The following is a 25,930-nucleotide window of genomic DNA, read 5'->3' as shown; positions in this document are numbered from 1 at the left end:
AAGACTGCAGTCGGCCCGAAGCGGTCACTAGAAGGCTGATCCAAACATGACTGACAGGGTGGAAACTTGCCGTATGAGGCGCCTGTCGGAACGACGTGATCGCGGCAAGGAGCGGACGTGGCCTCGCATATGCGCTGAGCGTGCCACTCCAGCGCCGGGTCACTCCGCGGGGCATTGAATGGAAATCGCTACGAAGCTTACGGCAGACCTTAGCCGCCGCGCCTAAGTATCTCGATGATGGTTCAAACCCACAGAATCATACAGGACGGTGGTCGTCGAACGAGTTTTTCAGCAGCTTATTAATGTGCGACTTGGGAAGCTGCTGACATCAATTCTTCGGTACTCGGCGCCCGGCATACATTTTGGCCTCCCTCTTCGGCTTCTGTGAAACTCCAGCGCACAGTGCCTTCCCGATCGAGCAGGAACTCGCCGATAAGCGGCATGTGACCGGCGATCATAATCTGCTGGTCGGCCTCCGTCATTTCATACCGGTCCTTTTTCTCAAGAAAGTCGCCCGCCGCAGCCGGGTTCATCGGCACGGGCAACTCCCCCGGCAGATCGATCCGCATTGTCATGACCGCGTCCATTCCGAGCTTGTGCGGCCATTCGGTTTCATTCTCCGTGAGCTCGAGGATGGGCAAACCGAAGGCGCGATGCGAAGCCCCCTCTGGGTCGGATGCGCTAAGAAGGTTGGGTAGCGGATGGTAACGAAAGTAGAGCCGTGCCCGTTCGACCGGCGTCTTGACCACGGCGAGACATTCGATGCCTTTCTCCTTCAGGGCCGGGTTGAGTTGCGCCATCGCCGAGACATGACGCCGGCAGAACGGACAGTGTAGGCCTCGAAACAAACCGATCAGTAACGGGCTACGGCCTCGAAAATCATCGAGCGCGATCTTGCCTTCGCGCGAGATCGCGTCGAGTACAACATTCGGTGCCCGGTCGCCCGGCTGCAGCGGGCGGTTGACACTACTCGTGGACATGAACAACCTCCTCGCCCCGGATCAGTCAAAAAAAGGCAGCACACCCAGCGCTTCGGTCGAGCCCGTGCTGGGCGCAAACTCCCTACGCCGGGGCAAAGTAGCCTTCGGCCTCTGCCATATTGCCGACGTCGAGATTGAGCCTTGCAGGCCCATCATAGCACGGAAAAAGCATCTGCGGCTCGCCCGTTTCGCGAGCCTTCTCGAGCGCCTCGCTATAATAATAACGGACCGCGAGTTCTGGCTTCCCAGGACGATCAACGGCAGCGCGAGATCCACGTTGGTCGAGCGCACGGGCGATCTCGATTGCCTTCTCGGCGGCTGGTACACCTCACACGAGAGACTCCCGAATGCTAATTGCGCTGAAGGTCGGTTCCCGAACTTGTTTTGGACGCTCAAGTCTGCGACCACCAACGTCGTCAACGGGTCAATGAGCTGCCACACATGAAAGCTTATTCTGATGGCTGCAAATGGCGCGTTTTGCCATCTCCGTCACAAGTGGCATTCGAAATGGCACAACGCGTCGTGATCAAGGTGTGAGGCAAACACCTACTTTGTTCAGAAGCAAGAAAGACCACGATCGTGACTGCGGCCTCTCGATGTGGTTGCCGTCATAGAGCTCCTCGCGCGCAAGTCGTATTATTGATGCAGTCTTTCAATTCCAAATTTTAAAGTAAAATGCCCCCTGCTTGGGTTTCGCTCCGACCGATCTATGGCACAAAGGCATTCTTCACATATGCGTCCTTGCGCACAAGACTCTTTCCGGGGCATGCCGGCCGATTGGATCGTGGTCTGCCTGCAGATGGACGAGGACGGCGGCGGGCGGCACATGCATCGATGCGATGCCCCCGACAGTCACTCCTCGCTTTCGGAGACGTCCCCGTTGTACTGAACCCTGCGCGACGCCAGGGAGGGGGTCGTCGTCTTTCCTCCCTGGCGCACCGTCGAAATGTTCGGCATCGCCGAACAACAGAATTGCTTTCGGACCACTAATTCGAATAGCTCGCCTGCAGTAAATCATTGTCATCGCCCCCGGCATCGAGGCCGTCCAACACCGCAAAAAGGAATTCATTATGTCCAGACTTGCTAACAAGACAGCCCTCATCACCGGGGGCACCAGCGGCATCGGCCTTGAGACGGCCCGACAGTTCGTCGCCGAAGGCGCGCGCGTCGCCGTGACAGGCAGCAGCGCGGCCAGCGTAGAGAAGGCTCGCAAGGAACTTGGCGACGACGTCATCGTCATCCAGTCCGACGCCGGCAGCGTGGATGGCCAGCAGGATGTCTTCCGCGAGGTAAAGGAAGCCTTCGGTCAGCTCGACATCCTGTTCGTGAATGCCGGCGTCGCTCAATTTGGCCCGGTCGAGAGCTGGTCAGAAGCCGATTTCGACAAGTCGTTTTCGACGAACGTGAAGGGACCCTACTTCCTCATCCAGGCTCTCCTGCCGATCTTTTCAAAGGGCGCCTCGATCGTGCTGAACACGTCGATCAACGCTCATATCGGCATGCCCAACTCCAGCGTATATTCGCTGACCAAGGGCGCTCTTCTGACACTGGCTAAGACGCTATCGGGCGAACTACTTGGTCGCGGCATCCGCGTCAATGCCGTCAGCCCCGGCCCGATCGCGACACCTCTATACGGGAAGCTAGGCATGTCGGAATCGGACATGAAGGCGATGGCCGAAGGCGTGCAGAATCAGATCCCGGTCGGCCGTTTCGGCCACGTGTCGGAAGTAGCGAAGACGGTGGTCTTCTTCGCGTCGAACGAGGCTGCCTACATCGTCGGCAGCGAGCTCGTCATCGACGGCGGCATGAGCAACCTTTAATCGACGTCCAACTTCACAGGAGCAAGAACATGCATATCGATCTCAAAGGAAAGTCAGCCCTGGTGACCGGATCCACAGAGGGCATCGGCTACGCGATCGCCCGGCAGCTCGCGAGAGCGGGCGCGGACGTCGTCGTCAACGGCAGATCCGAAGAAAAGACCGCAAAGGCTGCCGAGCGGCTGAAGAGAGAGGGCGCAGAGGGCGCCGTCACCGCAGTTGCGGCTGATCTCGCTACTGCCGAAGGGTGCGCCGCGCTTGTAACGAAGCAGCCCCGCGTCGACATCCTCATCAACAACGCCGGGATCTTCCAGCCGAGCGACTTCTTCGACACCACGGACGAGGTTTGGGACCGGCACTGGCAGGTGAACGTTATGTCGGCAGTTCGACTGTCCCGTGCGTACCTGCCAGGCATGCAGGACGCCAACTGGGGCCGTGTCATCTTCATCGCGTCGGAATCCGGCTTCAACATACCCGTTGAGATGATCCACTATGGCGTCAGCAAGACAGCCGACATCGCCGTCGCCCGCGGGCTTGCCAAACGCATGGCCGGCACTGGAGTGACCGTGAACTCGGTTCTTCCCGGCCCCACTCTGTCTGAAGGCGTCGAGGCGATGCTTGCCGATGAGCGTGAAAAAACCGGCAAGCCGATCGAGGAGGTTGCAGCCGACTTCGTCAAGCAACACCGGAGCAGCTCCATCATTCAGCGCGCCGCCAGTGTCGAGGAGATAGCCAACATGGTGACCTATCTGGCGTCCCCGCTGGCGTCGGCCACGACGGGTGCGTCGATGCGCGTGGACGGCGGCCTGATCGATACGCTTTGAGAGGTTAAGTCCAGATTCCGTATGGCAAATCAAGCGTTACGACGCCGCGAGCAACGGAAATCTTGACGACGACCAGCCGGTTTTGGACACATGGCACTGAGGGAACGTCACTTCGCAACACGCGCAAAGAGCGGCGTCGGCCGGCCGGCGTCACATTGGCGGCCAGCGGCGCGGTCGTCGTCGCCGCGGCGAAGGGGACAGCCGGACGAACTCGTACAAGACATCACTCCAGGCGATGTCCGACGAGACCGTCGCGAAGGCACTTTGGACGCTGGGTGGATCGCCCGTTCAGGACACTCAGCCGCAAAATGCATGAGCACGGCGCCGTCGAAGCGCCGCCGTGCTGTCGGTCAAGCCGTTCGGCGGACCATGCGCGCGAGCGCTATCAGAATGCAGGCTCCGATGAAGCCCGCGATCAGGTTTCCGACCCAGCCCCCGAGGACGACGCCGAACAGCGAAAGAAGGAAGTTAGCGACGATCGCGCCGACAATACCAAGAATGATGTTCATCAGGACGCCCATGTTGGACTTCATGAACATTTCGGCGAGCCAGCCTGCGATGCCGCCAATGATAATAGCCGCGATCCAGCCGATGCCTGCATTTTCCATATTGCGTCCCCTTTGATCGAGTTTTGAGTGTCTGACACCGACGAAACCGTCAGCCAGCCTGCAACGAAACACGCATGACGACGGATGGTTCCACCGGAGCGATGAGTCTGCGGCCGGCCATTCGTTTGCGGGGCTCACCAAGCCGCGCGGCGTCGTCGTCCGCGGGGTCGGGATCGCGCTCACGGGCGGTCCGAAGGCTTCCGATCTCTTCCACGATCGCCTCGTACACGTCCGCCTGGTTCGCGCCGGCCACCCACGTCCCCCGCAGAGGGAAACGCGCGCGTACCCAAACGATCGGTGCGTACGACTATCGAGGCAACGAAGCGCGATTGGGCAACAACTGTCCATCGGATTTGCTACCTGGATACCATCTCCGCGCGCTTAAGCGGCCAACTTGTGAAGGGTCTCCGCCATCTTCTGCACGTCATAGGGCTTAGAGAAGAAGACGGCGCTCTCGGGGAGCTCGGAAACCGTCGGGGTCCGCTTGCCCGACACGACGATGATGCGGATTGGCGGCCATCTGTCCCGGACGATCGTGGCCAGCATGAGGCCATCCATCGATCCGGGCATATCGATGTCCGTCAGCAGGATGCGGACGTCCGCTTCCGTTTCCAGACGTGTTATCGCTGCCTCGGCGTCGCTCGCCTCGAGGGCTTCGAACCCGGCTTCCTCGACGAGGTTCACGGCGAGCATGAGCAGCAGCGGCTCGTCTTCGACTATCAGAACTTTAGACGGCATCGTAACCTACCCTGGGACCATTGCGAAGGAACTTGCCCACCGAGAGCAGGTTCCCGTGCAGCCGAGACAATTTCTCGAAGCCGTGAAACTCACAGGCCACGTTCAGTTTGCGCGCTACCTGTTTCGCGGCTCTCTTGCAGGCACCAGAGCGACACTACAGCGCGATACACGACACATGGCGGTGGTCGTCGAAGAGCTTGTATTCTATGGAAATGCTCGACAAAGTTGCTTCCCGTCAACCTCGCCGTAACCTTGAGGGAACCTCTCGCTACTGCAAGGCCCCATCAATCTTCACCGCCATGCAGGGATGGCTCGCACTGGCACCCCTAACTACCCCCGGCCAGCGACGTGATGCAGAAGGTGCATCCTCGTTTTGGCGTTGCAATGAGGCTTGGCCGGTGGCAACGTCCCCGCAGGCGGTCAACGCTCCCTGACAGGACACCCCATTTGACCAATTCCCAGATGCGATCTGAAGATCCGGAACTGGAACATCAGCGCCGGCACGGGCTGCCGGCGCTCGTCCTTGCGGCGCTCGGCGTCGTCTATGGAGACATCGGAACAAGCCCGCTCTACGCCTTCCGGGAAGCACTGCACGCCACGGGAGGATCCGGAGCGCATCATGCCGACGTGCTTGGAATCCTTTCGCTGATAGTCTGGGCGCTCACGATCGTCGTCACCTTGAAATATGTGACGTTCGTGCTGAAGGCGGACAACCGGGGCGAAGGCGGCACCTTGTCACTGATGACCCTTGCTCGCGAGGGCCTGACCGGTCGCCCCAAATGGGTGCTTGTCCTGGGCGTGGTCGGCGCCTCGCTCTTCCTCGGCGACGCAATCATCACGCCGGCGATCTCCGTCCTGTCTGCAGTCGAGGGTATCGAGGTGGTAGCTCCGGCACTCTCGAACTGGGTCGTGCCGATTACACTGACCATCATCGCGGTGCTGTTCTTCGTCCAACGGTTCGGCACAAGCGGTGTGGCATCAGTCTTCGGTCCCATCACGGCGCTGTGGTTCATGGTGTTGGGCGTCAGCGGGATGATCCACGTCTTCGACGATCCGTCGGTGCTAGGCGCGCTAAACCCGTTCCATGCGTTCCGGTATGTCGCAAACAATATCGGCTCGGCCGTGGCGGTGCTGGGAGCGGTCTTCCTCGCCGTGACCGGAGCCGAGGCCCTATACGTCGACCTTGGACACTTCGGCCGCCGTCCGATGGTCATCGCATGGTTTTCGCTCGTCTTCCCGAGCCTTCTTCTGAACTATTTTGGACAGGGAGCATTCGTGCTCGCGAACCCGGAGATGGCTGCCCATCCCTTTTTTGGCATGCATCCCGAATGGGCGAGGATACCAATGGTCTGTCTGGCGACAGCAGCGACCGTCATCGCCAGCCAGGCGGTGATCTCCGGCGCCTATTCCCTCGTCCGCCAGGCCATGCATCTCAATCTTCTCCCGCGCCTTCAGATCCTCCACACTTCTGAGACGCATTCCGGGCAGATTTTCATGCCGCAGGTGAACAGGCTGCTCTTCGTGTTCGTAACAGGCCTTGTGCTCTTCTTTCGGAATTCCAGCAGCCTTTCCGCAGCCTACGGCATCGCCGTGACGGGCGAAATGCTCATAACGTCGGTCCTACTGTTCATCGTAATGCGCCGTATCTGGAGCTGGAAGCCTGCGACGGCCCTTGCCGTCATCGTCCCGTTGGCGTTGATCGACGCCGGCTTTCTCGCCGCCAACGTCGCGAAGTTCGCAGATGGCGGCTGGGTTCCCGTGGCTGTTGCATCGACGATGGCAATCGTCATGCAGACATGGACGGCTGGGCGGCGCCTGCTCGCCGCCCGCACTAAAAGCGACGAAATCCCGCTCACGGCGATCATCGGCAATCTGGCCCGTAAGAAACCGCCCACGGTTCCAGGGACCGCGATATTCCTGACAAGCGATGTTGAAGGCGCGCCGACTGCGCTTCTCCATAGTCTCAAGCACTACAAGGTGCTTCACGAGCAGAACGTCATTCTCAGCGTCGTGACTTCGACGAGGCCCTTCGTACCAGACGATGAGAAGATCTTCCTGGAAAGCTTCAACCCCCTCTTTAGCCGTGTTGTGATCACTTTCGGCTACATGGAGACTCCGAACATACCGCGCGCGCTCGTTCTGGTTCGTAAGCTTGGCTTGAAGTTCGACATCATGTCGACCTCCTTCTTCCTGTCCCGCCGCACGCTTCTTCCGTCCAAGAAGGGCAGCATGCCGTTCTGGCAGGACCGTCTGTTCATCACGCTTGCCCAGAACGCCAGCAATGCGACAGACTACTTCGGGCTGCCGTCCGGACGTGTTGTCGAACTCGGCCTGCAGACAACCATCTAACGCCACAGCCCGGGGCCGCTCCTCGGCCATGCACGAGGAACGCCAACCGGGCATCTTCGATCTCTCATGCTCATGGCACTGACGGCCGAATCCGCGGAACCGCCACCATCTCCCGCTCCCGCAGCTGGCAGGATCATGCTGTATCCTGCTCGGCAGATCCTCAAAGGGTTTCAGGAGCCTCGAGGACGAGCACTTCTACAACGACGATGCGAGATCAACGATTTTCTCGAACGACCAATCCTTGTCGCCTATCAGGCGCGCGGCATTCATCGCGAATGCCACAGCCATCGTCGATGACGGGGATTAGGTGCCTGCCGAAGTAACAGGCATCCAGACCCGAGCCGACGTTGGATGGCCTGATGACAGCGCCAGGCTGCCGACAATAGCGACCATGGCAATCAGGATGACTATGATGGGAAAGGCAGTGCCGGACGGCTTATCTTCATGGTAGATCATTGATTGCTCCTGCCGCCCGGCGGCGCATAAGACACCGCCGGGAAACGCGAGTTAGGCCTCGATGATGTAGACAATCGTGAGAGCATCGGGATCGACGATGACGATCCTGCCATCCGCTGAAAAAGCGGTAGCCTTCATACTGCGGAACGATCTTCACGATGCGGGTCGGCAGCCGTTCAAGTCGGACCTTCTTCGGGATCTTCGTACCGACGGAGACGGTGAAGTCGACTTCCTTCACAGGCGCCACATGGACCTCCTTCACCACCGTTCGAATTTCCGTCCGCTGCTCGACCGAGATGTTGACGTTGGTCTTGGTGGTCGTCGTGGTGTTGTTGTTGACGTTGGTTTCAGAAGAGCTTTTGTTTGTTGTTGTCGCGTTTTGGTCGGTCGACTGCTTCGACGCATCGCCGCTTTGCGTGGTGCTCTTCGTGCCTGTGGTGGCCGAGCCGCTGCTATCCGTGGTGCCAGACTTGGCGGCGGGCTTCTGTCCTGTCGTGGTGCCACCGCTGGCATCTTTCGATGCAGGAGCCAGACTGCGACCCGGCGCCGTGCCAGACTGGACCTTGGTCCTGGCCGTCACTGCGTGGGGAAGTGGCTCAGCATCCGATCCTGGACGTTCTCGTGGCCGACGATCATCGCCGCAAGCGAGATGGCTTTTTCGCGGTCTGCGGCATTTGTTATATAGCCCTCGAGCAGGACCACAGGACCGAGCATCCTGATCTCGATGGCACTGCTGTCGATATTCTGATCAGCGGAAAGGGCCGCTTTGATCGTCGCGATGGTCGAGGCTGAACTATGGCCTTGGGAGCAGCGCTCTTCATGGTTGGTGTTGTCGGAACCGAACTTCATGTCGTCCTCCTGTTCCGTCCCCTCCACGGACCGTCATGTTACCTCAAACCTAATATGAGAAGCGGGTTCTGGGGTCGCCAGAGTCCGACCTAAGTCCGTCTTCCCCTCGGCGGTATGTGGCGTAGATTTTCCTCTTCCTTGTTGAAAGGACACCAGGGAGGTTTTAGCGATGTTGCTGTCTCCAGTCAGAACCTCCCTGGTGAAGTATTATCCACATGGCGGGCGTCGCATTTTGGGAGTAAAGGGCCGCTATCCATGCAAACGGGTCGGTATACTGGATTGGCATGAAAGCGAAGATTTCGCCCCTCTAATGCTTGTAATGAGGGGGCAAGAAAGGCATAGGCTGATCTGATCACTTGGCGAGGTTGCCAAGGCCCTTGTCGCGGCCTGGCCGACAGACGATGGCAAGGAATACATCGCGGCCGTAAAGACCTGCCTTGATGCCATCCGAGGCAACCCCCGCAAAGACAGCGCGTGCCGCACCTATTCGCGCTGCGGAGGAAGCCGGAATTCCGGTGATTGCCGTCGTCAGCTGGCTGCAGCCCGAAAGGGCGCTCTGCGACATCATGTCGAGACCTAGCGGCTTATGAGACTGTCGAAAGCGCGTGATGAATTCTGTACCGCATGCCCTATCGGCCGGCAAAGCCCACGGCGGGGACTTCGATCTCGATAACCAGCCCATCATCGGACCAGGTTTTCTCAACCCGCCCCTTCAGCTGTTTTTCAACCATCGCGCCGACGATAACCGTGCCAAATCCGCGTTTTGTTGGTGTGGGCGCCTTGCCAACACCCACCTCCTGCCAATGAAGGCTAAAACCGGCGCCGGACGGTCCGGGCGTCCAGCTGATTGAAAGCCTGCCTTGGGCAGCGGCAAGCGCACCGTGGCGGGCTGCGTTGACGGCGAGTTCGTGGAGAACAAGCGCGACCGGTTGGACCGCCGGCGCCGGTAGCCTGATATCAGGTCCGCTAAAAACAGCGCGGGTTGCTGCGAATGGCGTTACTTGCAGCCGAACGAGCTCCTCGACCGAAATATTCGCCCATCCCCGTTCGGCCAGCAAATTGTGCGCGCGGGCGAGCGCCTGCACGCGATGTTGGATCGCAGCGGCATAAAGGGCAGGATCATCGGCGTTGCTGAGACGAACGATGCTGTCGACAATGGCGAGGACATTCTTCGACCGGTGGTCGACCTCCATGAGAAGGCGATGCTCGGAGGCTTCAAGCGCCTCGATCCGCCGGTACTCCGTCATGTCGATTTGAGATCCAAAGAAATACAGGATCCTTCCATCATCGCCATGGATGGGGCTCAAGTGCAGGCGGTTCCAGAATGGTTCCCCGTTTTTTTTATAATTCAATATTTCGACGCTGGCCTCGCGCTCGTCGGCGATGCCAGCTCGAATTTCGGCGACGGCGATCGGAGAGGTCGCCGGTCCCTGGAGAAAACGGCAGTTGCGGCCCAGCACCTCGTCAGCGGAGTAACCCGTCAACTCGAGGAACGACTTGTTTGCCAGCACGATGGGCAGATCCGGCCTGCGTGCGTCGGTGACGACCATCGGCATCCTTGTTCTTTCAAACGCGATTGCTGCAAGTTCTTTCCGATCGACCAAGGCTGCTTTTGAAGATGCCGAAGGCAAGTCTCCGTGAAGTTTTTTTTGGGGATGGCTCGTCATACTACCACGCTTAACCAGACGTCACTCAATAACGCCGTGCGCGTTCCTTTGTTTCCACGGCGACCATCTTTTCGAGCGCATGTGCGATGGCTTACAAGAAACCTTCCTCGCGGAATCATTACAGCTTGAATGGTAATGCGGCAGTGTCCGGTATAGTATCGAGAAAGGTCAGCCGCTCGTGGCTTGATGGATTGGGCGCAACATGATCATGAACCCCTTTTCCAATTCCAGCCGCGCCCGCGAACGCTTCCTCGAAGCCATTCTCCAAAGTGCCATCGAATATGCGATCATCTCCGTCGGTCTCGATCACAAGGTGACCACATGGAATGAGGGAGCGCGCCGGATCCTCGGATGGGACGAGAGCGAAATCATTGGCCAGCCCGTCGGCGCAATCTTTACCCCTGCGGACCGGGAAACCGGGGTTCCCCAAAGGGAAATGGCCGCCGCTTTGGCCGATGGCCATGCAGATGATGAACGATGGCATGTTCGAAAGGACGGCTCGTTATTCTGGGCATCAGGCCAGCTGATGGCGCTGAGGTCGGATGACGGCGAGCTCGAAGGTTTCCTGAAAATTCTCAGGGATCGAACCGAGCAGCGAGAAAACGAGCAGCGGCAGCGCGTCCTTATGCACGAACTCTCGCATCGCATAAAGAATACGCTGGCCGTCGTTCAGGCTATTATCAGCCAGTCATTCAGAAGTGCCGGCAGCATGAAGGACGCCGAGCAGTCGATATCGGCGCGCATCAACGCGTATGCCCACGCGCATGAAATTTTGCTGCAGAAGAACTGGCTGTCTGCGACCATGGAAACGATCATCGAGGCGACCGCAGTCAATCTCGGACTTTCGGACCGTCTCAAAGCAAGTGGTCCCACGGTCTCGCTGAACCCCCAGGCTGCGTTAGCGTTCTCGCTCGTGCTGCACGAGCTTGCCACGAACGCGACGAAGTACGGCGCCCTATCAGTTGATACCGGAGTGGTCGAACTCGATTGGTCCACACGTCGAGAAGCGGGCGACGATCGCCTCGACGTCCGTTGGCGAGAGCGCGGCGGCCCGGCTGTGGAAGCTCCGAAAAGGAGGGGCTTCGGCTCCCGACTTATCAATTCCACCCTGTCTGCCTTCGGAAATGTCTCGGTTGATTATGCCCCAACGGGCCTGATGATGAGCTTCGACGCTTCGCTCCAGAGCCTGCAAGATCAAATTTCGAGCTCCTAGATGTAAATTCATAGTCCGACGGAGAAGCCCTGACCGTTAGCGATACCACCGCTCTTCTTGAAGACGCGGCCGATCGGATCGCGGATGTCTCCCGACTGGACCTGCAGATCGTGCTTCGCCACGGCGCACTCCTGTTGCGAAACTCTGGATCGATCGCCTTCGAAGACGACATGGAAGTAGCGCTTCGGAATCTGTCCGGCGAGTTCGGCAAGCCGAAGTCCGAACGCCTGGCGCATCTGACCGCTTCTCTGTCCAGTATCGCCGTTGAAACTGAAAGCCGTCTCGCTGGGGCAGCAATGGCGGGAAGATCGGTCCAATCATGACCGCCGTTGTCAGGATGCAGACGCCCGATGCCTCGATGTGAACGGCCAGACGGTAGCCCACTTGATCTCGCCGCCCTTCGGCGGTTTGGCCTTAGGCAACTCCAGACACGGATCAATACGCGTCGCATGGGATCGAGAGTCAGGCCGCGGCCCAAGCACCCGCCTGTTTGCACTGTGCGGAAGCGTACCGGAACTATCGTCACAAACTGTCTGTTATTGTCATCCAGATCGCGCAGAGAGCCTCTCTCCGTCCGCACGCCCTTGGACTCCGTGTGCTCACCGATTGACAGGCTTGCTGTGCTTGCTTGAGGACCGGGGCGAATTGGTCCCGGAGATGTTATTGCACGTGCTGAGCGAAGACGAGTTCACCGTTCTTTTCACAAAACGGATTTGGGAACTTTCCGCGGACAAGGAATTGCCCTTCGGCAAGGATCCTTCCGAATATGCGCGCACCGTGGCGCGGGCGTACTGGATATCGCGCCATGCAGAAGGCTTGAGCCCTCAAGAATGTGCCGACGAAGATGCCTGCTATTGGTCTGAAGGCTTTGAGCGTGATTAGGAGTAGCGACCAAGTCACCCATCTGAATCTCTGTCCGAAAACGCGCGGGAACCAGACGCATAGCCTGTCGTTATTCCGCTTGGACCACGCGAGAGCGGCGGCCCGATGATTTGACAAAAAAACTGGGAGCCAGCCCACTGGATCGCCCTCGACGCGCAGTGCAACGCTTCCACTTTATTGTGGACGAGCCGCAATCCCCTGCAAGGAGAAGCAACGTGTTGAACCACAGCCAAGCACAAACAATTTCCCTATCGGCTGGCTCAATATTCACAACCATTTCCGGCACCGCGAGCCGGACAGGCGCGATTAGAAGCGTCAGACGTCAGGATACGCTAGCGAACGTTGGGCACGTGACGCTTCTTGCTCTGCATCTCCTTCCCCCCAATCCCTTCCTTCGATGCGCGCAGCATCCTACCGTGGTCGTGGATACACGGATTGAGGGCAGCCGGCTTCGCCCGAAATCCGACTGACTTTATGAAGATCTCGCTGGCTCCGTGCGATAAAGTTGTCTTGATTCCATCATTCTCGAATAACGCAAACCAAGGAATAGCGCATGTTTGCAATCGTCGGAGCCGCCGGAAGGGTCGGCTATTCAACGTCCTTGGCGTTGCGCAAGGCGGGTCAGCCTGTCAGGGCAATCCTTCGAGACGCGGCAAAGGCGGCGCGGCTGCGTGAAATTGGTTGCGAGATTGCTCTGGCCGATCTGAAGGATCCTCGCTCCCTCGCCCAAGTGATTGACGATGTAGACGCCGTTCAACTCGTCATCCCGGTGTCACCGACGGCAGCCGATCCAGCCGGAGATATGCGACGATCGATCCAAAGCATTGCCAAGACACTCGACCAGGCGCGCCCGAAGCGGGTGTTAGCCATTTCGGACTATGGCGCGCACGTCGCCGATGACATAGGGATGCCCAGCCTTTTCCGTGAGCTCGAGGCGCGACTCACCCGGATCGATACCCACTTCTTTGTCCTGCGATCGGCGGAACATATGCACAATTGGGGTCGCGTTATTCCAAGGGCGGTTGCCTTCGGCGAATTGATGACCTTTCAAGACCCGGTCGATATGGTGCAACCAACGATATCGGCCCAGGATCTCGGCGTGATTGCTGCCGATCTCTTGCTGCGTCCCGACAGTGGAAATGACCTGGAGGTTATCCACGCTGAAGGACCACGCAGATATAGCGCCAGCGATGTTGCAACTGCGGTGAGCCAATTATCGGGCCGGTTGATTCACGCAAGGGCGGTCCCTCGCTCGCAATGGAAGGAGATATTCGAGCGGACCGTGCCAGCGACCCTTGCCGACCTCCTGATTAAAGCCAACGATGCCAAGAACAAGGGTGGCTTGGTCGACGTCGAACCGAACGCCGGCGAGGTTCGCCGCGGCACCACAGAGCTGATCGACGCGCTGCGGCCACTTCTTTCACCGCAGTAATATCGCGCCAAGACTACTGCAGTCGAGCGGATCGCAACGACGGTTCACCATTGGTGCAGACGCCCTGCAACATCTCAGGAACTAAGTAGGCTCCTGAACGGGTTCGAACCAATCGACCATAATCAGCGCCAAGTCGCAGAAGAGCCGAAGGTCGAGCAAGCGACACCCTAGCCTCAATCAGATGCGGTTTGACCTGTTCATCGCCGGTTCATTCAGCGGGTATAAGCATCTGTGTTAGATGGCGAATGCACCAAGGGGAATGTCATGGGACTTTTCGATGGTTTGGGCGGTGTCGTCAGCGACGTCTTGAACGGCAGACCGGTCAACCCTCTGACTGTCGCCGAAGACGATTTCCAGAATGCCGGCGGCCTCGATGGCATTCTCACGCAATTCAATCAAAGCGGGCTTGGCCATCAGGTGGCTTCCTGGATCGGCACGGGCGATAATCTGCTAGTTACCGCGGATGAGAACCGCTCGGCGCTTTCGTGCGAACAACTGCCGGCTCTCGCCACCAAGTTTGGCATCGATCTCAGCAAAGTATCCGAGCTTCTCGCCGAGCATCTTCCAACAGCCGTCGACCAAACAAGCTCCAACGGAATCCTACCGTCGTCCACGTCCTGACACGACGGCGGAAGTGAAGACTGCTACCGTCAACATCACATCGAGGCTATCCCATGTTGAAGAAACTGCTTCTGCCCGCCGCGGGCTCGCTCCTTGCAGCTTTCGTCCTGTCGTCGCCGGCGCACGCGTTGACGATGAAGGAATGCAGCACCAAATATCAGGCGGCGAAGGCCGACGGCTCCGCCAAAGACGTGAAGTGGAACGATTTCCGCGCCAAGTTCTGCGGTGCGGACGCTGCCGCTGACGATAAGGCGGACGAGGCCGATGTCGCTAAGACAACCGAGAAAGAGCCGGCAAAGCCGACAACCATGGCGCCGAAAAGCGTCAAGTTCCCAAAGGCGGTCGACAAGAAATATTCGAGTGAGACGCCTGCGAAGGGCCGCCTTCACACCTGCGTCGATGCCTATCATGCCGCCAAGGATGCTGGCTCGCTCGGCGATCTGAAGTGGATCCAAAAGGGCGGCGGCTATTGGAGCCTCTGCAACACGAGCATCAAGGCCGCTGGCTGATTGGCGGCTGCCGTCGGTCTCTAGAAACACGAAAGGCCGCCTTCAGAAAGCGGCCTTTTCTCGTTTGTGCGATGGGTCATGTTCTGGGCTTGATGGTCCTCTCCTTCTGCCTCGACTGATGCATGATCGGCCAATCAGTCAGGTATTGTATTCAGCTCGTCTGGTGGCTCACGGCGCCCGACGCGCGGTCTCGATCGATCGGAGAACGCTGCGGCGGTAGAACTGGATTGGGTAGCGAGAAAACGCGGCGTTGATCAGAGCGGCACGTGCAATTGTAAGCTTGAGCGGCCATGCTAAGCGACCAAGGTGTTGGAGGCCGACCTTGCTAAAAGCCTCCCTTACGGAATTCAGTGCTAACCGACTGCTCCTTACCGGGCGGCGTCATTGCAGGGCGCCAAACGGGTTCTGGATTTGATCGATCTACCAGTCTGGTGCGATCTCGACGAGCGGTTGCTCCGGGCTTGCGGCCAAGACGTCCAGTAACTCCGATTCAATACTGCCCACCGCCCGCACGGGCGGGGGCGCTTCCCGCCAACGGTCCCAACTCGAAGTCTCACGACCGTTCAGCACGTAATGGTCGCGCACCACATTGATTTTCACGAACCACAGACCGATAGTGTTTCCATGGCCAAAGGAACCCGGGGCTGCTTTCGATCGCCGGCATTCAAGCCATGCTTCTCCCGCCGACAAAAAGGACTGGCGGGGAACCTTGGCCGGATCGAATGAGATCTGGTTCCTCTGCCGCAGCATCTGATCGATTTGGGGATCGCACAGGCACCATTCTTCTGCGCCGGAGTCCCAGTATTCGCATACCCAGTGATCTTCCCATCCCTCGGAGAAATATGCAGCAAAACCACAGCGCACGCGAGCAGGAACACCTCGACATCGCAGGAGCGAGCAGAGCATCAGCGCGTAGTAGCGGCAGGTTCCGACAGAACGCTTGTCGGCCGAACGCTTTACGTTGAGCGGTCGTGAATCCCGTCTAAAGACGTCGTCTAAACGCTCCGCGATCGGCAGTGTCGTTCGCGCCGTCGAATTCAGGCTCGTCTCGTCAAGGCCGTACTCCTTGAACCAATCGGAATGAACCAGGACGCCCTGAATGATTTGGATTAAAGCGCCAATCTCGGTCGGAAGCCCCGCGATTGCATTGGCATGGCGACCTGGATTGGTCATTGCGGTATGCGGAATCCAGCGAGCCACGCCTTCCATGTGTCTCTCCATTACGTTCTCGAGCACACACTGAGTTGATTATTACTTCGTCGGCAAGGTCGGTTGGGGGTCGATCCGCCGCCTCGCGCAATGTCTTTGAGCTCGTCACCGGGCCTAACCAAGATCGACGCTCGCTGGTGCCGCCGGCGGCAGGGCTTTGAGATCGACAAGAAACACCGCCGGGAAGAAGAATTCCAGTCGGACAGTGGGGCGCTCCATATCGGTTACCTTGAGTCCTATCAGCAATACCCGCCCCAAAGCTTTCGATCAAAAGCGACAAAACGAGAGTCCCTCTCGTCAGACAACGACGAAGCGGCCATCGTTGCTCAATCGAACGACCTGCTCCCAGGGGACGCAATGAACCAAAATAATCTCACTGTGCAGGAAACCCGTAAAAAGGTTTCAGATGCTTATGACGTAACCTACTTCGCAAAGAAGCACGGAATAGGCTCCACGGATGCGGCTCGCATCATCAACCTCCATCGGTCCGATAGAGATTCCGCAGATCGGGCAGCATACAATTTGAAAAACACTCTTTGATGCTAATGCACCCTGTTACGCCGCCAGCATTGTGGCGGCGCTGCTTCGAAATATAGCCCGCTCAGCCAACAAGCCTCATCGCCAGCTGTCGCCCCGCGGTCGGTTACCGCAGGGCAGCCAGGACCAGCTACGCCCCGGTGGCCGCAATTCGCGCAGAGCGATTAACCGCCCGGACGGAGCTGAAGGCGGGAGACGCCCGCCGCAACATTGACCCCAGTGCCGGTTTCGGCACTGAGGGGCTGCAGCGCGAAGTTCTTGGAATTACCCCCGACTAGAGCGTTTGCGCCAAGCCCTACGCCCACTGATGCGGCGGCAGAGGCGCCGACGTAGGTTCCGGCGAGTGCACCGTCTCCCACCCGAGTTGGCGCGGTGTTGACCACCGTCCAGCTCAGATATGTCTTGCCTGTCACACCAATATCGACGCCAAGTTTGCCGATCTTGCCGGTGTAACGCTCGACCTTGCCAGAGCGCTGCTTGAATGTGCAGTCAACGGCTTTGCTCGATCCGATAATAAAACCGGCGCCGCCCGCAACCTCACACGACAATGTTCCCAAGCGCTGCTTTGGCTCGCTGGCGACTGTTGGTGCCGGATGTTTGGCTTGCTTATGCATGGTCGCCGCCGTAGCGGCAGGGCCGATTCCAAGCGAAACGGCCGCCGCCATGATCAAGAACTTTTTCATTGGATCATTTCCTCGTTGCTCCGAGCCCTAGATCATAACGCGTCCATGCGCACTTCGTTCATTCCGTTTCGAACGAAGGCTGCTTGCGTTTGGAAAGATGCCCCGCAGCTCTGGGCCGGGTGGCCTTGCTCGCCTCATTGACCACTAGAACGCCGCGCGGCTCAAGCCGTCGCACGACCGCAGGCTTCCAAAGGCAATCTGAGAAAGCCTGAGGGTTACGGCGGGGTGGGCTGTCAGGATCTCAGCGCCACCCCTCGATGCCGAAGTCTCCTGGAAGGCGAATGATAGTCCAGAACTTGAGAGTAGACAGCGACCGGGTTGACCGCCCGCAGCACCTATTGACTGACTGCAAGTCAAGATTTGACGATTTGACGTCTATTTGACGTCCGATTGAAAACAGAACCTCTCCTGCAGCCAGCGGACGAAGTCATCAGATGCACGCGACGCTCGGACGAGGAGACAAGGCTACCGACCGCCTTTGCGTCCGACAGCCTCGCGTTTATGGTCGCGCGGTGACACGCCACTTGGGGTCCGGCGCAATCCTCGATAAATTAGTCCGATTAGGTGCCAGAGATATGACAGGCGGGATCAACGTTCGAACCGCTGGAGCATCCTCTTCAGTTGTGCGTTTTGAAGCTGAAGTTTTTTGGCCAGTTGGTCGCGGAGCAGCTTGATCTCTCCATCAAGGGTGATTGCATCGTCAGAAAGGGTGGCAACGCGTAGAGAGGTTGGAGTAACAACTTCAGCCGTTTCCCCTTTCTTGCCACGTCTGCCGTGCTTTCGCGTTGCGACTTTGGCGACGGCCGGATCAGGCGCCGCTAGAGGCTTGGCAGCTTCGATATCTACCGATCCACCGACAGTGCTCGCCGTTCCTTCGGAATGATTCGCTTCCGTTGACACGGGCTCGGATTGATCGTGAGTCGGCGGCTTTTCATCGGCCGGAGGATCCGCCTCATTCACCCCATTGTTGCCGGCCAATTCGGCTGGCTTTGCGATCGCGAACACGTCCGGCTTCACCTCATCGGTCGGGCCGTGTTCCTGTCTCTGCTGACGTAGCGGTGACACCAGCCGAGCAAGAAGTTTCCATGGAGACGCCATTTCATCGACCTCGAATTCTACCTCGCGTGCAGACGACGAGGCCAAGCATTGGCGGCAGCATGGCTGCCGCCAGAATGTTCATCTCGATAAGAATGAGAATGCGGTCCGCGCTGGGCTGAAGCTACCGCTCAAGCGAGGTTGAGCCGCTTCCGCAGATCGGCATTCTCAGCACGGAGCTTCTCGGCCAGCAGCTTGCGCAATCTTTGGTTTTCCTCTTCCAGCTGGAGAAGGTCAGAGATCTCATCAACAGCCACCGTTGAAGCAGCAGCCGCGGTCGGCATGGTCTTCGGAGCACGTTTGATAGGCGCACGCTTGGCACGCATCAGGCCTTCGTCGGACTTCGCCTTACGTCCGCGCTTCTGCTTTCCTTCTGCGGCGTTAGAAGCCGCTGCCGGTTGCGCCGAAACCGCGACTGAGACCGCTTCAGGCGCCGCCTTCCTGGCGCGAGGTTTACGCACTTTCTTCGCCACATCGGGCGCTGCTGCTACTAGCGTGCCGGCATCAGTCATCGTATCGTTTTCATCGGCCATTTTGGTCTCCTGTAAAGCCGATGCAGTTGTGTGCTGCTCGATCGGCGGTGTCAACAACACCTTGACTTGTTCTTCTTCAATCAAAGGCACGTCGCCGACGGGTTTGCTGGCCTGATGGCCTACCGGCAGAAATGGCATGACCTCCTCTTCCACGTCTTGCGCAACGGATCTGAGGTTTATGTCTCCCCAGATCGAGTTCGATTTGCGGTCGGATTTTCGCCGACCGGATTTATATTCGACGGCAAAACTACGTTGGACTTTTTTCACTTCAGGAAGCCTTGGCTGTCAGGGGAGATGTTTCGGCGACGCCTGCGGCATCACAACAGGCTCTGCCCATAACAACTGCCGCGCTGGCGGTCTAGACCCATCCCCATACTCGCCACCGCCGGCGGCCCGAAAATCGCCTCTGGTGAGGCCGGAAACCTGGCCCAGCCATGCCAGTCGCGTAGCCAAGGGTACTTCGCCACTGATCACCGGCGCATGATCCGCGAGCTGTGAGCGATTGGCCGGCGACGTGCGCGTGCAGCCAACAGCGCGGTACGCCCTGCTCGCACGGGCTGATCGCCATGCCCTAGCGGCAGCGCCACCGTGCCGAAGCATGGCACGTATCGCAGGCATTGCTCATAAATCCCCAAGAATATGCGGCGCGTATCTGCGTGCTGCCTCGATTTGACATTGGGGCAACGATCTGACGGTTCCTTTCACTCGACGGTCAAGCGAGCTTCACAACCTTTGTCAGATGACGCGGGGAAACGGTATCGATCCCATGGGCCCGAGCGGTGCGTTCACCGAGGATTTGCAGCGCCGGAAGAACGACGAGCCCTGCGAGCGACAGGTCGACATCAATGGGTAGCTCGAGGTCACCTGGACCGCCCACTCCAATGACAACGGCACCTTTTTCTTGCAGCTCGTTCACCAGCTTAATCTCGGCATCTTGCTGATCGGAGCTATAGAGCATCACCGCAGCCGTCTTGTCGTCGACCAGGCTAATCGGCCCGTGACGGTATTCGAGCGGGTGGAAGGCTTGTGTCACAATCTGACTCATTTCCATCAGTTTGAGCGCTCCTTCCAGAGCAACGCCAAACATAGGACCGCTACCAAGGAACACGAAATGCGAACGGTCGGCTAGGATTGGAGGCAGCGCGGCATCAAGAGCAATCGCGAGCTGACGGGCGGAATTGACGATGGAAGGCGGAACCTGTCGCCCTATCATCTGCAGGCCAAGGAGGACCATCAGGCTTGCCGAAACCGTCATGACGATACCTTCGTCGGGGTGGGTTGCGGCCGTGATTATTTGATCACAGTTTTTTGCCAGCGAGCTTTCCGGTTCAACCGTTATCGCTGTCACAAACGCGCCGGCGGCGCGGCTTGCTATTGCCGCGGCAACTGTTTCGGTCGTCTCACCGCTACGGGAAAGCGTCACGACATGGGTATTGCGCCATTCCGGCCAGAAAGCCTGCGGACGGTTCTGCCACTCAGCACCGGGTGCCGCAATGGCGTTGCGTCCGGCCATATTCGAATAAGCCGCAAGCGAGAGAGCAAGGTTATAGGAGGTGCCACAGCCGACAAAGACGAGAAGCTCCGCCGGATCGGTGACCAAATTTGAGCCTATTGCTTTCTGCCAGTAGGCAAATTGCTCGAAGATAACCTTTTCGGTCGTGTTCATGAGGTCTCCGGTTATTTGACCGAACCAGCCAGCAGGCCGCTGACGAGGTACCGGTTGAGGAAAATGACGACAAGGGCGGGAATGACGATCGCGATTGAGCCGCTTGCGGTGATCAGGCCATAGTCGATAAAATTCTTGGTGACGAATTCCGGGATCAGGACCGTCAAAGGCTTCGTCGCCTGTGGCGAGAAGATGAGCGGAACGAGATACTGTCCCCAGGCACCAAGGAAAGTTAGGATTGCGGCTGCCGTCAGACCGGGGCCTGCGAGCGGCAGCACGATGTGGAAGAAGATGTACAGCCGGCCTGCTCCGTCGAGTTGCGCGGCTTCCTCCAGAGCGATCGGAAGCGCTTCGAATACGCTTCGAAGCAGCCACAGCGATAGCGGCAAATAGGCTGAGACGTAAATCAACGCGACGCCGACGTAGCTATCGACGAGGTGTAGCTTGATCATGATCTGATAGAGCGGGATCAAGACGGCGTAAGCTGGGATCGCGAGCGTCGCAACGACAGCGATAAAAATCGCTTTTCGGCCGGGAAACTGAAGCCTTGTGAAGGCGTAAGCGCCGAGCGCCGAGATCGCGACGCATAGCAGAGTGGCGGCGACTGACGTGATCACGCTATTGATCAATGCAGCCCGGAACTCCTTGAAAACCTCGACACCGCCGATCCGGGCGATACCGACACCGAGCAGCCGAGAATAATGATCCAGCGTGAAATGCTGCGGGAAGAAGTGGATAGGCCGGACGGAAAAATCGGCGGTTGGCGTAACTGAGCTTGCGACTGTCCAGTAGATCGGCCCCAAAGACCAGATCAGCAGGACGGCAATGCCGGTCCAAACCATTATTCTGTATGCAAGGGTGGGTTTCATCAGTCGAACCGGGTGTTGCGATAGACGCGGAGGACATAGATGAGCGAGATCAGTAAGGACACCAGCGTGATGACCACCGAGAGCGCCATGCCATAGGAGAAGCGAAGGTTTTGGAAGGTCTCGAGGTAGATCTGGACAAGCACGGGCCGCGTCTCCAGGCTGGCGCCCGCAAGAACCCACGCCTCGTCGAAAAGATTGAATGCGTTGACGGTCGCGTTCGTCATCGCGACGGCGATTGCGCTGCGCACGAGCGGAAGGGTAACCAGTGCGAACATCTGAACGCGTGTGGCTCCATCGATAAGCGCGGCCTCGTAGAGATGAGCGGGTATGCTTTGCATTGCCGCCAGGACGATGACGATCGTCAATGGCATCATCCGCCAGACATGGACCACAGTTACCGCGACGATGGCGCTGGTCCGGTCGTTGAACCAGACATGGTTTTCGAAAGGCAGTCCGATCGCTGAAAGTATCCCGTTCAGAAGGCCCGCGCCTGGCTGATAAATCCAAAGCCAGATGACCGAATTGACGACGCCGGGCAGTGCCCATGGCAGGATCACAGCTGCCAGAACCCACTGCCGCCCACTCCTGATCTGATTAATGAGGGCGGCAGCAAGTATGCCGAATACTGTTTCGGCAATAACTGCGAGAATGACGTATATTAGTGTATTGATCCAGGAGATCCCCAGTTGCCCATCCGATAGCATCCGGCTGTAATTTTCCAAGCCGACAAAGGGTGTGCCGGCCTGCATCGGGTTAACCCTGTGTAGGCTGTCCCAGACCGTTTTTCCCATCGGGTAGAAAACCAGGGCCGCCATTGTCATTACGATCGGCAACACCAGAAGCAAGCCCAGTGTAGCGTCTGCATGGAAACCGAAGCCACGCTTGCTCGCCACAGCCTCGGACGCGAAGGTGGTCATTGCGCCATCGCCTGCTTGGCGGCCTCAGCGATCGCCGCCATGGCTTGATCGACGCTCATCTGACCCTTGGCAGCGCTATTGATCGCGGTATTCACGCCGCTTGAAAACTGCGGGTACCAAGGCGGCGTGCCCTGCGGGAAGAGCGGCTCGACCGTCTTTGACTGTGCCACGAGCGCATCGCCGCTACTCAGCTTTCCCGACGCGTTGAGCTCTGAAAGCGCCGACGTGCGGGTTGGCAAAAACCCGTTCGCCGCGTTCTTCTTCTGGAAGTCCTTGCTGGTGAACCACTTGACGAATGCAATCGCTGCCTCCTTATTTGGGGAGACGTTTGGAATGGCTAGTGCCTCTGGAAGGCCGAAACTCCGCGTTTGGCCGCTCGCCGTCGGCACGAGGATAGCCTCAACCTGGCCGGCAACCTTCGACTGCTTCGGATCGTTCATCTGTGCAAGCCTGCCAGGCTCTCCGGAGATCATGATGCTGGTGACGCCCTGGGCAAACATGCTCTCATTGATCTGGCTGTCTTTCAGGCCGGTAGAGGCCGGATCGACGAGTCCATCCTTGAGAAGCATCAGTTCGAAAGCGAGAGCTTTGTAGCCAGCCGAATCCGGTGAGGTGAATAGCGGATTGAAATCCTTGTCGAAAAGCTCGCCACCAAAGGCCTTGGTCAGCAGGTACCAGCTCGTCGAAGCGCCTTCAGTGGCTGAAACCGGCAGACCGATCGGATACTCGGCAATACCCTTTTCCTTGATCTTCTTTGCCGCGGCGACAAGATCGTCCAGTGTTTTCGGCATATCGGCAACGCCCGCGTCGGCGAAATGCTTGCTGTTAACGAGCATGACGCGGAAGTCGTTGGTGTAAGGAATACCAAGCAGCTTCCCGTCGACGGTGAAGATCTTGGCGACGCCGATATCTGCGATCGTGTCGGTGTCAATCACGTCGTTCAGCGGCAGGTACCATCCTGCCGCGCTGAATTGCCCGGTCCATGACCAGTCGAATTCGGTGACGTCTGCCGGAGCGGTCCCGGCGACCAAAGCAGTAACGAGTTTGGGGCGGATGTCGTCCCAGGAAAGTGTCTGAAGGTCGACGTGAATACCGGTCTCGGCTTCGAAGTCAGCTGCAATATCCGGCCCTTGCGGCGACGGCATAAGGACCGTGATCGATTGGCCGGCAAGCGGCTTGGCATCCTCGCCGAGGGCGGGCACGGCAATCGCGAAGGCCGCCGAAGTAAGTAAAGGCAAGATGAATTTATACATGTTCCCATCCTTCATTATTCTTGAGCTCAGTTCACTTGGAAGCGCAGTCACCACCTTTGGCCGTGGCCGCGATTTGCCCGAACCAGCCTTCGTCTAGTGGCCAATCCAGAAGCTGGGCAGCAACTAAGAGAGCGCCGCCGATGGGAGGGAGCCTCGGCGACGCCGGGGGTCTGCCGATCCGCTGTTCAAGTTTGCCAAGCAGGATCTGACTGGAAAAAGTGCCGCCTGCATAACTCCACTCAGCGTCCGGATCGCAATACCCAGCAACCGCCTCGTGGTGCCTTGCGAGTTCGCCCGCGGCCTGATCGATGAGCCCGATCGCGCCGTCGTCGCCGCCGCGCGCGATCTGGTCCACAAGGGTAGAAAGGGCAGCTATCTGCGCCCGGGGATTGGTCAGCGAACTGATCCAGCCCCCCAAAGCGTTCATGGGGTCTGCAGCGTCAACATCAAGATGCGCGAACAGAGCCTGGGCCAGCGCCGTCGGCGGCGTGCGTCCATCCAGGCTCTGAGTGACGAGGTTCAGAGCCTTCCGCCCGATCCAGTGACTGCTGCCCTCGTCGCCAAGGATATCCCCCCATCCGCCGGCTCGAGCGGATGCGCCTTGCGAATTGCGCGCCCAGGACATCGATCCCGTACCCGAAAGGATCAGAATACCCGGCTGACCGGCGAAAGCGCCAAGATGCGCCGCGTCCACATCGTTGAGGATCTGCCGGGGAAGGTTTGGAAACGTTCGCTTTATTGCCTCTCCTTGCAATTCCGATAGACGCGCGACTTCGCCGTAGGCGGGCAGTGCCGCTGCAACAGCCGCCAACCGCGCTTCGTCGCGGAAAGGCGCCAGGTGCTGTTCCAATTCTTGGAGCCAGTTCGGATTGTCCATCGGATTGACCCCACCGCCGCGCGAGGTCTGCAGGATCCGGCCATTCCTGTCCGCAAGGGCGACCAACACCTTGCTGCCACCGCCGTCAATGCCGAGGATCAGTTCGCTACTCACCCTTTTGCTCCGCAATCGTCGCGTCGACGCCAAGGTTGACAAGCGCCTCGCGCCAATGGCGCGTCAACGCGGCATCGGTGATGACCCTCGCGTTGTTCAGGGGCGCAACCTTATATGTCGCCATGGTGCCGAACTTGGACGAGTCGGCGAGGACGAAACGATTGGCCGATCGGGTGAGCATGCACCGGTTGAGACTCGCTTCTGCGCTGTCCACGCTGTAGATAGCACCGTCAGGGCTAATGGCGCTCGCGCCGAGAAACAGCTGATCGAACCATATCGTTTCGAGCATTGCTTCGGCTTGCGGCCCGACAAGCGAAGCGTTCTCGCTACGAAGCTGACCCCCGAGAAGCACCACCTCCAATTTTGGGATGTTGAGGAATTCCTGGGCTACCGTCAGGCCGTTTGTGAAAATCCGAAGCGGGAGCGGATTGATGCGGATAAGGCGGGCAAGCTGCAGGACGGTCGTTCCCGCATCAAGGAAAATTGCCGTATGCGGATGAAGCAAATCGTACGCAACGGTGGCTATGGCCCGCTTCGCCGATAGATGGCGTTTTTCCCGCTCCTGGAACGCGACCTCGACCGAGGACCCTTCGGCGATACGTGCCCCGCCGTGAACACGATCGATCGCCCCTTCCTGTTCGAGGATCTGTAGGTCCCTTCGAACGGTGGCGAGGGATGCCCCGATTGCGTCCGCAAGAGCCTGAATCGTCGAAAAGCCGTTCGCATAGAGGTGGCTGCGAATAGCGTCCAGACGATCCACTTTCATTCCTGGTGCTTGGCTCAACGAAAGCTCCCGAATGCATCCGCTTTTGATCACAGTTCCACTCCATAAAATCAAAGTCAATCATGATTGTGATGTTTTTTGATTTTTTGCGAGACTTTAACTGGGAGCGGCTAGGCCGCCTACGCAGCTGCCGAGCCTTGGCTGGTCGAATAGAGCTTCTAACGCACCATCGTCGTCGCCACGCTCGGAAGCGTTTAAATCCCATCAGCCGCTTATTTTGCAGCCGGGTCTTCAACCCCAATCATAGCCGTGATGGCATGATGACGAGGACCCCATCATGGGAGAACTCAAAGCCCCGCTTTGGATGGTCCATACCAGCGGCTTCACGCGCTCGTCATGGGCCTGAGCACCATCGGCATGGACGTAAGCGCTATTCCGATCAAACATTGACAGAGGTCGCTATTGCCAACTTGGCATGTGGTAGACTCTTTACCTGGTAGCGGCCTGC

Annotated in this window: 26 protein-coding genes and 4 pseudogenes; 11 read left to right on the top strand and 19 right to left on the bottom strand. The window is 58.6% G+C overall.

The window, feature by feature from the left end; all coding sequences use genetic code 11:
• Positions 1–299 precede the first annotated feature (299 nt).
• Positions 300–980, bottom strand: a complete 681-nt coding sequence (locus RLEG4DRAFT_RS04155) for a peroxiredoxin-like family protein (protein WP_003575449.1) — start codon at positions 978–980, stop codon at positions 300–302.
• Positions 981–1,001: 21 nt separating this feature from the next.
• A pseudogene (locus tag RLEG4DRAFT_RS42350) lies at positions 1,002–1,308 on the bottom strand (hypothetical protein); the annotation flags it as partial.
• Between the two features lie 742 nt (positions 1,309–2,050).
• Between RLEG4DRAFT_RS42350 and RLEG4DRAFT_RS04145 the strand changes: the two are divergent.
• Both RLEG4DRAFT_RS04145 and RLEG4DRAFT_RS04140 read left to right on the top strand, forming a co-directional pair.
• Positions 2,051–2,800, top strand: a complete 750-nt coding sequence (locus RLEG4DRAFT_RS04145) for an SDR family oxidoreductase (RefSeq protein WP_003575447.1) — start codon at positions 2,051–2,053, stop codon at positions 2,798–2,800.
• Positions 2,801–2,829: 29 nt separating this feature from the next.
• Complete coding sequence (locus RLEG4DRAFT_RS04140) at positions 2,830–3,621, top strand: SDR family NAD(P)-dependent oxidoreductase (RefSeq protein ID WP_003575445.1); 792 nt, start codon at positions 2,830–2,832, stop codon at positions 3,619–3,621.
• Between the two features lie 350 nt (positions 3,622–3,971).
• Here RLEG4DRAFT_RS04140 and RLEG4DRAFT_RS04135 read toward each other — a convergent pair whose 3' ends face one another.
• On the bottom strand, positions 3,972–4,229 hold the full coding sequence (locus tag RLEG4DRAFT_RS04135; RefSeq protein ID WP_003575444.1) for a GlsB/YeaQ/YmgE family stress response membrane protein: 258 nt from the start codon (positions 4,227–4,229) through the stop codon (positions 3,972–3,974).
• A gap of 381 nt (positions 4,230–4,610) precedes the next feature.
• Positions 4,611–4,967 (bottom strand): response regulator, encoded by a 357-nt coding sequence (locus RLEG4DRAFT_RS04130; protein ID WP_003575443.1) that lies wholly within the window; start codon positions 4,965–4,967, stop codon positions 4,611–4,613.
• A 447-nt stretch (positions 4,968–5,414) separates the two neighbouring features.
• Here RLEG4DRAFT_RS04130 and RLEG4DRAFT_RS04125 point away from each other — a divergent pair, with 447 nt between their 5' ends.
• Positions 5,415–7,316: a potassium transporter Kup gene (locus tag RLEG4DRAFT_RS04125; protein ID WP_003575442.1), complete on the top strand. Its 1,902-nt coding sequence runs from the start codon at positions 5,415–5,417 to the stop codon at positions 7,314–7,316.
• 303 nt (positions 7,317–7,619) lie between these two features.
• Here RLEG4DRAFT_RS04125 and RLEG4DRAFT_RS40705 read toward each other — a convergent pair whose 3' ends face one another.
• The 3 genes and pseudogenes from RLEG4DRAFT_RS40705 to RLEG4DRAFT_RS04115 all read right to left on the bottom strand — a co-directional run bounded on the left by RLEG4DRAFT_RS40705 (position 7,620) and on the right by RLEG4DRAFT_RS04115 (position 8,621).
• A complete protein-coding gene (locus RLEG4DRAFT_RS40705; protein ID WP_003575441.1) occupies positions 7,620–7,772 on the bottom strand; it encodes a hypothetical protein in 153 nt (50 codons plus the stop codon).
• A gap of 51 nt (positions 7,773–7,823) precedes the next feature.
• Positions 7,824–8,412 (bottom strand): annotated as a pseudogene (locus RLEG4DRAFT_RS42345) (DUF1236 domain-containing protein); the annotation flags it as partial.
• The gene (locus RLEG4DRAFT_RS04115) at positions 8,349–8,621 is read right to left on the bottom strand and encodes a BON domain-containing protein (protein ID WP_003575438.1); all 273 of its coding nucleotides are present in this window, start codon (positions 8,619–8,621) and stop codon (positions 8,349–8,351) included. The gene RLEG4DRAFT_RS04115 and the pseudogene RLEG4DRAFT_RS42345, both read right to left, overlap by 64 nt.
• Before the next feature lie 310 nt (positions 8,622–8,931).
• Between RLEG4DRAFT_RS04115 and RLEG4DRAFT_RS38425 the strand changes: the two are divergent.
• Positions 8,932–9,211, top strand: a pseudogene (locus tag RLEG4DRAFT_RS38425) (DUF982 domain-containing protein).
• 39 nt (positions 9,212–9,250) lie between these two features.
• On the opposite strand, the gene RLEG4DRAFT_RS04105 reads toward RLEG4DRAFT_RS38425, so the two are convergent.
• Entirely contained in the window at positions 9,251–10,288 is a 1,038-nt protein-coding gene (locus RLEG4DRAFT_RS04105) for a PAS domain-containing protein (protein ID WP_003575436.1), read from the bottom strand.
• A 118-nt stretch (positions 10,289–10,406) separates the two neighbouring features.
• Entirely contained in the window at positions 10,407–10,598 is a 192-nt protein-coding gene (locus RLEG4DRAFT_RS42340; protein WP_245277954.1) for a hypothetical protein, read from the bottom strand.
• On the opposite strand from RLEG4DRAFT_RS42340, the gene RLEG4DRAFT_RS04100 reads away from it, so the two are divergent.
• The 6 genes and pseudogenes from RLEG4DRAFT_RS04100 (at position 10,548) to RLEG4DRAFT_RS04075 (ending at position 14,945) form a co-directional block, all read left to right on the top strand.
• A complete protein-coding gene (locus tag RLEG4DRAFT_RS04100; protein WP_245277949.1) occupies positions 10,548–11,501 on the top strand; it encodes an HWE histidine kinase domain-containing protein in 954 nt (317 codons plus the stop codon). The two genes, RLEG4DRAFT_RS42340 and RLEG4DRAFT_RS04100, sit on opposite strands and share 51 nt — an antisense overlap.
• Before the next feature lie 29 nt (positions 11,502–11,530).
• Positions 11,531–11,731 (top strand): annotated as a pseudogene (locus RLEG4DRAFT_RS42335) (CopG family transcriptional regulator); the annotation flags it as partial.
• A gap of 439 nt (positions 11,732–12,170) precedes the next feature.
• Positions 12,171–12,383 carry a hypothetical protein gene (locus RLEG4DRAFT_RS04090; protein WP_245277948.1) on the top strand — a complete coding sequence of 71 codons (213 nt, stop codon included), beginning with the start codon at positions 12,171–12,173 and terminating at the stop codon, positions 12,381–12,383.
• Positions 12,384–12,936: 553 nt separating this feature from the next.
• Complete coding sequence (locus RLEG4DRAFT_RS04085) at positions 12,937–13,815, top strand: NAD(P)H-binding protein (RefSeq protein ID WP_003575431.1); 879 nt, start codon at positions 12,937–12,939, stop codon at positions 13,813–13,815.
• Positions 13,816–14,079: 264 nt separating this feature from the next.
• A complete protein-coding gene (locus RLEG4DRAFT_RS04080) occupies positions 14,080–14,436 on the top strand; it encodes a YidB family protein (RefSeq protein ID WP_003575429.1) in 357 nt (118 codons plus the stop codon).
• A gap of 53 nt (positions 14,437–14,489) precedes the next feature.
• Positions 14,490–14,945, top strand: a complete 456-nt coding sequence (locus tag RLEG4DRAFT_RS04075; protein WP_003575427.1) for a hypothetical protein — start codon at positions 14,490–14,492, stop codon at positions 14,943–14,945.
• Positions 14,946–15,365: 420 nt separating this feature from the next.
• On the opposite strand, the gene RLEG4DRAFT_RS04070 is transcribed toward RLEG4DRAFT_RS04075, so the two are convergent.
• The gene (locus tag RLEG4DRAFT_RS04070; protein ID WP_003575425.1) at positions 15,366–16,154 is read right to left on the bottom strand and encodes a transglutaminase domain-containing protein; all 789 of its coding nucleotides are present in this window, start codon (positions 16,152–16,154) and stop codon (positions 15,366–15,368) included.
• A gap of 63 nt (positions 16,155–16,217) precedes the next feature.
• Here RLEG4DRAFT_RS04070 and RLEG4DRAFT_RS59845 point away from each other — a divergent pair, with 63 nt between their 5' ends.
• Complete coding sequence (locus RLEG4DRAFT_RS59845) at positions 16,218–16,694, top strand: hypothetical protein (protein WP_432416781.1); 477 nt, start codon at positions 16,218–16,220, stop codon at positions 16,692–16,694.
• Between the two features lie 161 nt (positions 16,695–16,855).
• Here the strand turns inward: RLEG4DRAFT_RS59845 and RLEG4DRAFT_RS04060 are convergent, their stop codons facing one another.
• The 9 genes from RLEG4DRAFT_RS04060 to RLEG4DRAFT_RS04020 form a co-directional block, all read right to left on the bottom strand.
• Positions 16,856–17,374, bottom strand: a complete 519-nt coding sequence (locus RLEG4DRAFT_RS04060; RefSeq protein ID WP_003575423.1) for a DUF992 domain-containing protein — start codon at positions 17,372–17,374, stop codon at positions 16,856–16,858.
• 588 nt (positions 17,375–17,962) lie between these two features.
• Positions 17,963–18,472, bottom strand: coding sequence for a hypothetical protein (locus RLEG4DRAFT_RS04055; RefSeq protein ID WP_003575421.1), 510 nt, complete (start codon positions 18,470–18,472; stop codon positions 17,963–17,965).
• A gap of 128 nt (positions 18,473–18,600) precedes the next feature.
• Positions 18,601–19,269 carry a transcriptional regulator gene (locus tag RLEG4DRAFT_RS04050; protein ID WP_037093211.1) on the bottom strand — a complete coding sequence of 223 codons (669 nt, stop codon included), beginning with the start codon at positions 19,267–19,269 and terminating at the stop codon, positions 18,601–18,603.
• A 445-nt stretch (positions 19,270–19,714) separates the two neighbouring features.
• Positions 19,715–20,668, bottom strand: a complete 954-nt coding sequence (locus tag RLEG4DRAFT_RS04045; protein WP_003575417.1) for an SIS domain-containing protein — start codon at positions 20,666–20,668, stop codon at positions 19,715–19,717.
• An 11-nt stretch (positions 20,669–20,679) separates the two neighbouring features.
• Entirely contained in the window at positions 20,680–21,537 is an 858-nt protein-coding gene (locus RLEG4DRAFT_RS04040) for a carbohydrate ABC transporter permease (protein ID WP_003575416.1), read from the bottom strand.
• A complete protein-coding gene (locus tag RLEG4DRAFT_RS04035) occupies positions 21,537–22,454 on the bottom strand; it encodes a carbohydrate ABC transporter permease (RefSeq protein WP_003575414.1) in 918 nt (305 codons plus the stop codon). The genes RLEG4DRAFT_RS04040 and RLEG4DRAFT_RS04035 overlap by 1 nt, the downstream gene beginning before the upstream one ends.
• Positions 22,451–23,707, bottom strand: a complete 1,257-nt coding sequence (locus RLEG4DRAFT_RS04030) for an ABC transporter substrate-binding protein (RefSeq protein ID WP_003575412.1) — start codon at positions 23,705–23,707, stop codon at positions 22,451–22,453. Before RLEG4DRAFT_RS04030 ends, RLEG4DRAFT_RS04035 begins: the two co-directional genes overlap by 4 nt.
• 31 nt (positions 23,708–23,738) lie before the next feature.
• The gene (locus tag RLEG4DRAFT_RS04025; RefSeq protein WP_003575410.1) at positions 23,739–24,698 is read right to left on the bottom strand and encodes an N-acetylglucosamine kinase; all 960 of its coding nucleotides are present in this window, start codon (positions 24,696–24,698) and stop codon (positions 23,739–23,741) included.
• On the bottom strand, positions 24,691–25,482 hold the full coding sequence (locus tag RLEG4DRAFT_RS04020) for a DeoR/GlpR family DNA-binding transcription regulator (protein WP_037093421.1): 792 nt from the start codon (positions 25,480–25,482) through the stop codon (positions 24,691–24,693). Before RLEG4DRAFT_RS04020 ends, RLEG4DRAFT_RS04025 begins: the two co-directional genes overlap by 8 nt.
• Positions 25,483–25,930 lie beyond the last annotated feature (448 nt).

It is taken from the genome of Rhizobium leguminosarum bv. trifolii WSM2297, from assembly GCF_000271845.1.
Note: the sequence above shows the minus strand (reverse complement) of the source record. Positions and strands in the feature narration are given on the sequence as shown.

What these genes read in the sequence shown, in the direction of transcription:
- RLEG4DRAFT_RS04045 (WP_003575417.1), bottom strand. Translation starts at nt 20,668, where the DNA reads ATGAACACGACCGAAAAGGTTATCTTCGAGCAATTTGCCTACTGGCAG.
- RLEG4DRAFT_RS04075 (WP_003575427.1), top strand. Translation starts at nt 14,490, where the DNA reads ATGTTGAAGAAACTGCTTCTGCCCGCCGCGGGCTCGCTCCTTGCAGCT.
- RLEG4DRAFT_RS40705 (WP_003575441.1), bottom strand. Translation starts at nt 7,772, where the DNA reads ATGATCTACCATGAAGATAAGCCGTCCGGCACTGCCTTTCCCATCATA.
- RLEG4DRAFT_RS04040 (WP_003575416.1), bottom strand. Translation starts at nt 21,537, where the DNA reads ATGAAACCCACCCTTGCATACAGAATAATGGTTTGGACCGGCATTGCC.
- RLEG4DRAFT_RS04030 (WP_003575412.1), bottom strand. Translation starts at nt 23,707, where the DNA reads ATGTATAAATTCATCTTGCCTTTACTTACTTCGGCGGCCTTCGCGATT.
- RLEG4DRAFT_RS04055 (WP_003575421.1), bottom strand. Translation starts at nt 18,472, where the DNA reads ATGGCGTCTCCATGGAAACTTCTTGCTCGGCTGGTGTCACCGCTACGT.
- RLEG4DRAFT_RS04035 (WP_003575414.1), bottom strand. Translation starts at nt 22,454, where the DNA reads ATGACCACCTTCGCGTCCGAGGCTGTGGCGAGCAAGCGTGGCTTCGGT.
- RLEG4DRAFT_RS04115 (WP_003575438.1), bottom strand. Translation starts at nt 8,621, where the DNA reads ATGAAGTTCGGTTCCGACAACACCAACCATGAAGAGCGCTGCTCCCAA.
- RLEG4DRAFT_RS04130 (WP_003575443.1), bottom strand. Translation starts at nt 4,967, where the DNA reads ATGCCGTCTAAAGTTCTGATAGTCGAAGACGAGCCGCTGCTGCTCATG.
- RLEG4DRAFT_RS04145 (WP_003575447.1), top strand. Translation starts at nt 2,051, where the DNA reads ATGTCCAGACTTGCTAACAAGACAGCCCTCATCACCGGGGGCACCAGC.
- RLEG4DRAFT_RS04155 (WP_003575449.1), bottom strand. Translation starts at nt 980, where the DNA reads ATGTCCACGAGTAGTGTCAACCGCCCGCTGCAGCCGGGCGACCGGGCA.
- RLEG4DRAFT_RS04080 (WP_003575429.1), top strand. Translation starts at nt 14,080, where the DNA reads ATGGGACTTTTCGATGGTTTGGGCGGTGTCGTCAGCGACGTCTTGAAC.
- RLEG4DRAFT_RS04085 (WP_003575431.1), top strand. Translation starts at nt 12,937, where the DNA reads ATGTTTGCAATCGTCGGAGCCGCCGGAAGGGTCGGCTATTCAACGTCC.
- RLEG4DRAFT_RS04105 (WP_003575436.1), bottom strand. Translation starts at nt 10,288, where the DNA reads ATGACGAGCCATCCCCAAAAAAAACTTCACGGAGACTTGCCTTCGGCA.
- RLEG4DRAFT_RS04135 (WP_003575444.1), bottom strand. Translation starts at nt 4,229, where the DNA reads ATGGAAAATGCAGGCATCGGCTGGATCGCGGCTATTATCATTGGCGGC.
- RLEG4DRAFT_RS04070 (WP_003575425.1), bottom strand. Translation starts at nt 16,154, where the DNA reads ATGGAAGGCGTGGCTCGCTGGATTCCGCATACCGCAATGACCAATCCA.
- RLEG4DRAFT_RS04140 (WP_003575445.1), top strand. Translation starts at nt 2,830, where the DNA reads ATGCATATCGATCTCAAAGGAAAGTCAGCCCTGGTGACCGGATCCACA.
- RLEG4DRAFT_RS04060 (WP_003575423.1), bottom strand. Translation starts at nt 17,374, where the DNA reads ATGAAAAAGTTCTTGATCATGGCGGCGGCCGTTTCGCTTGGAATCGGC.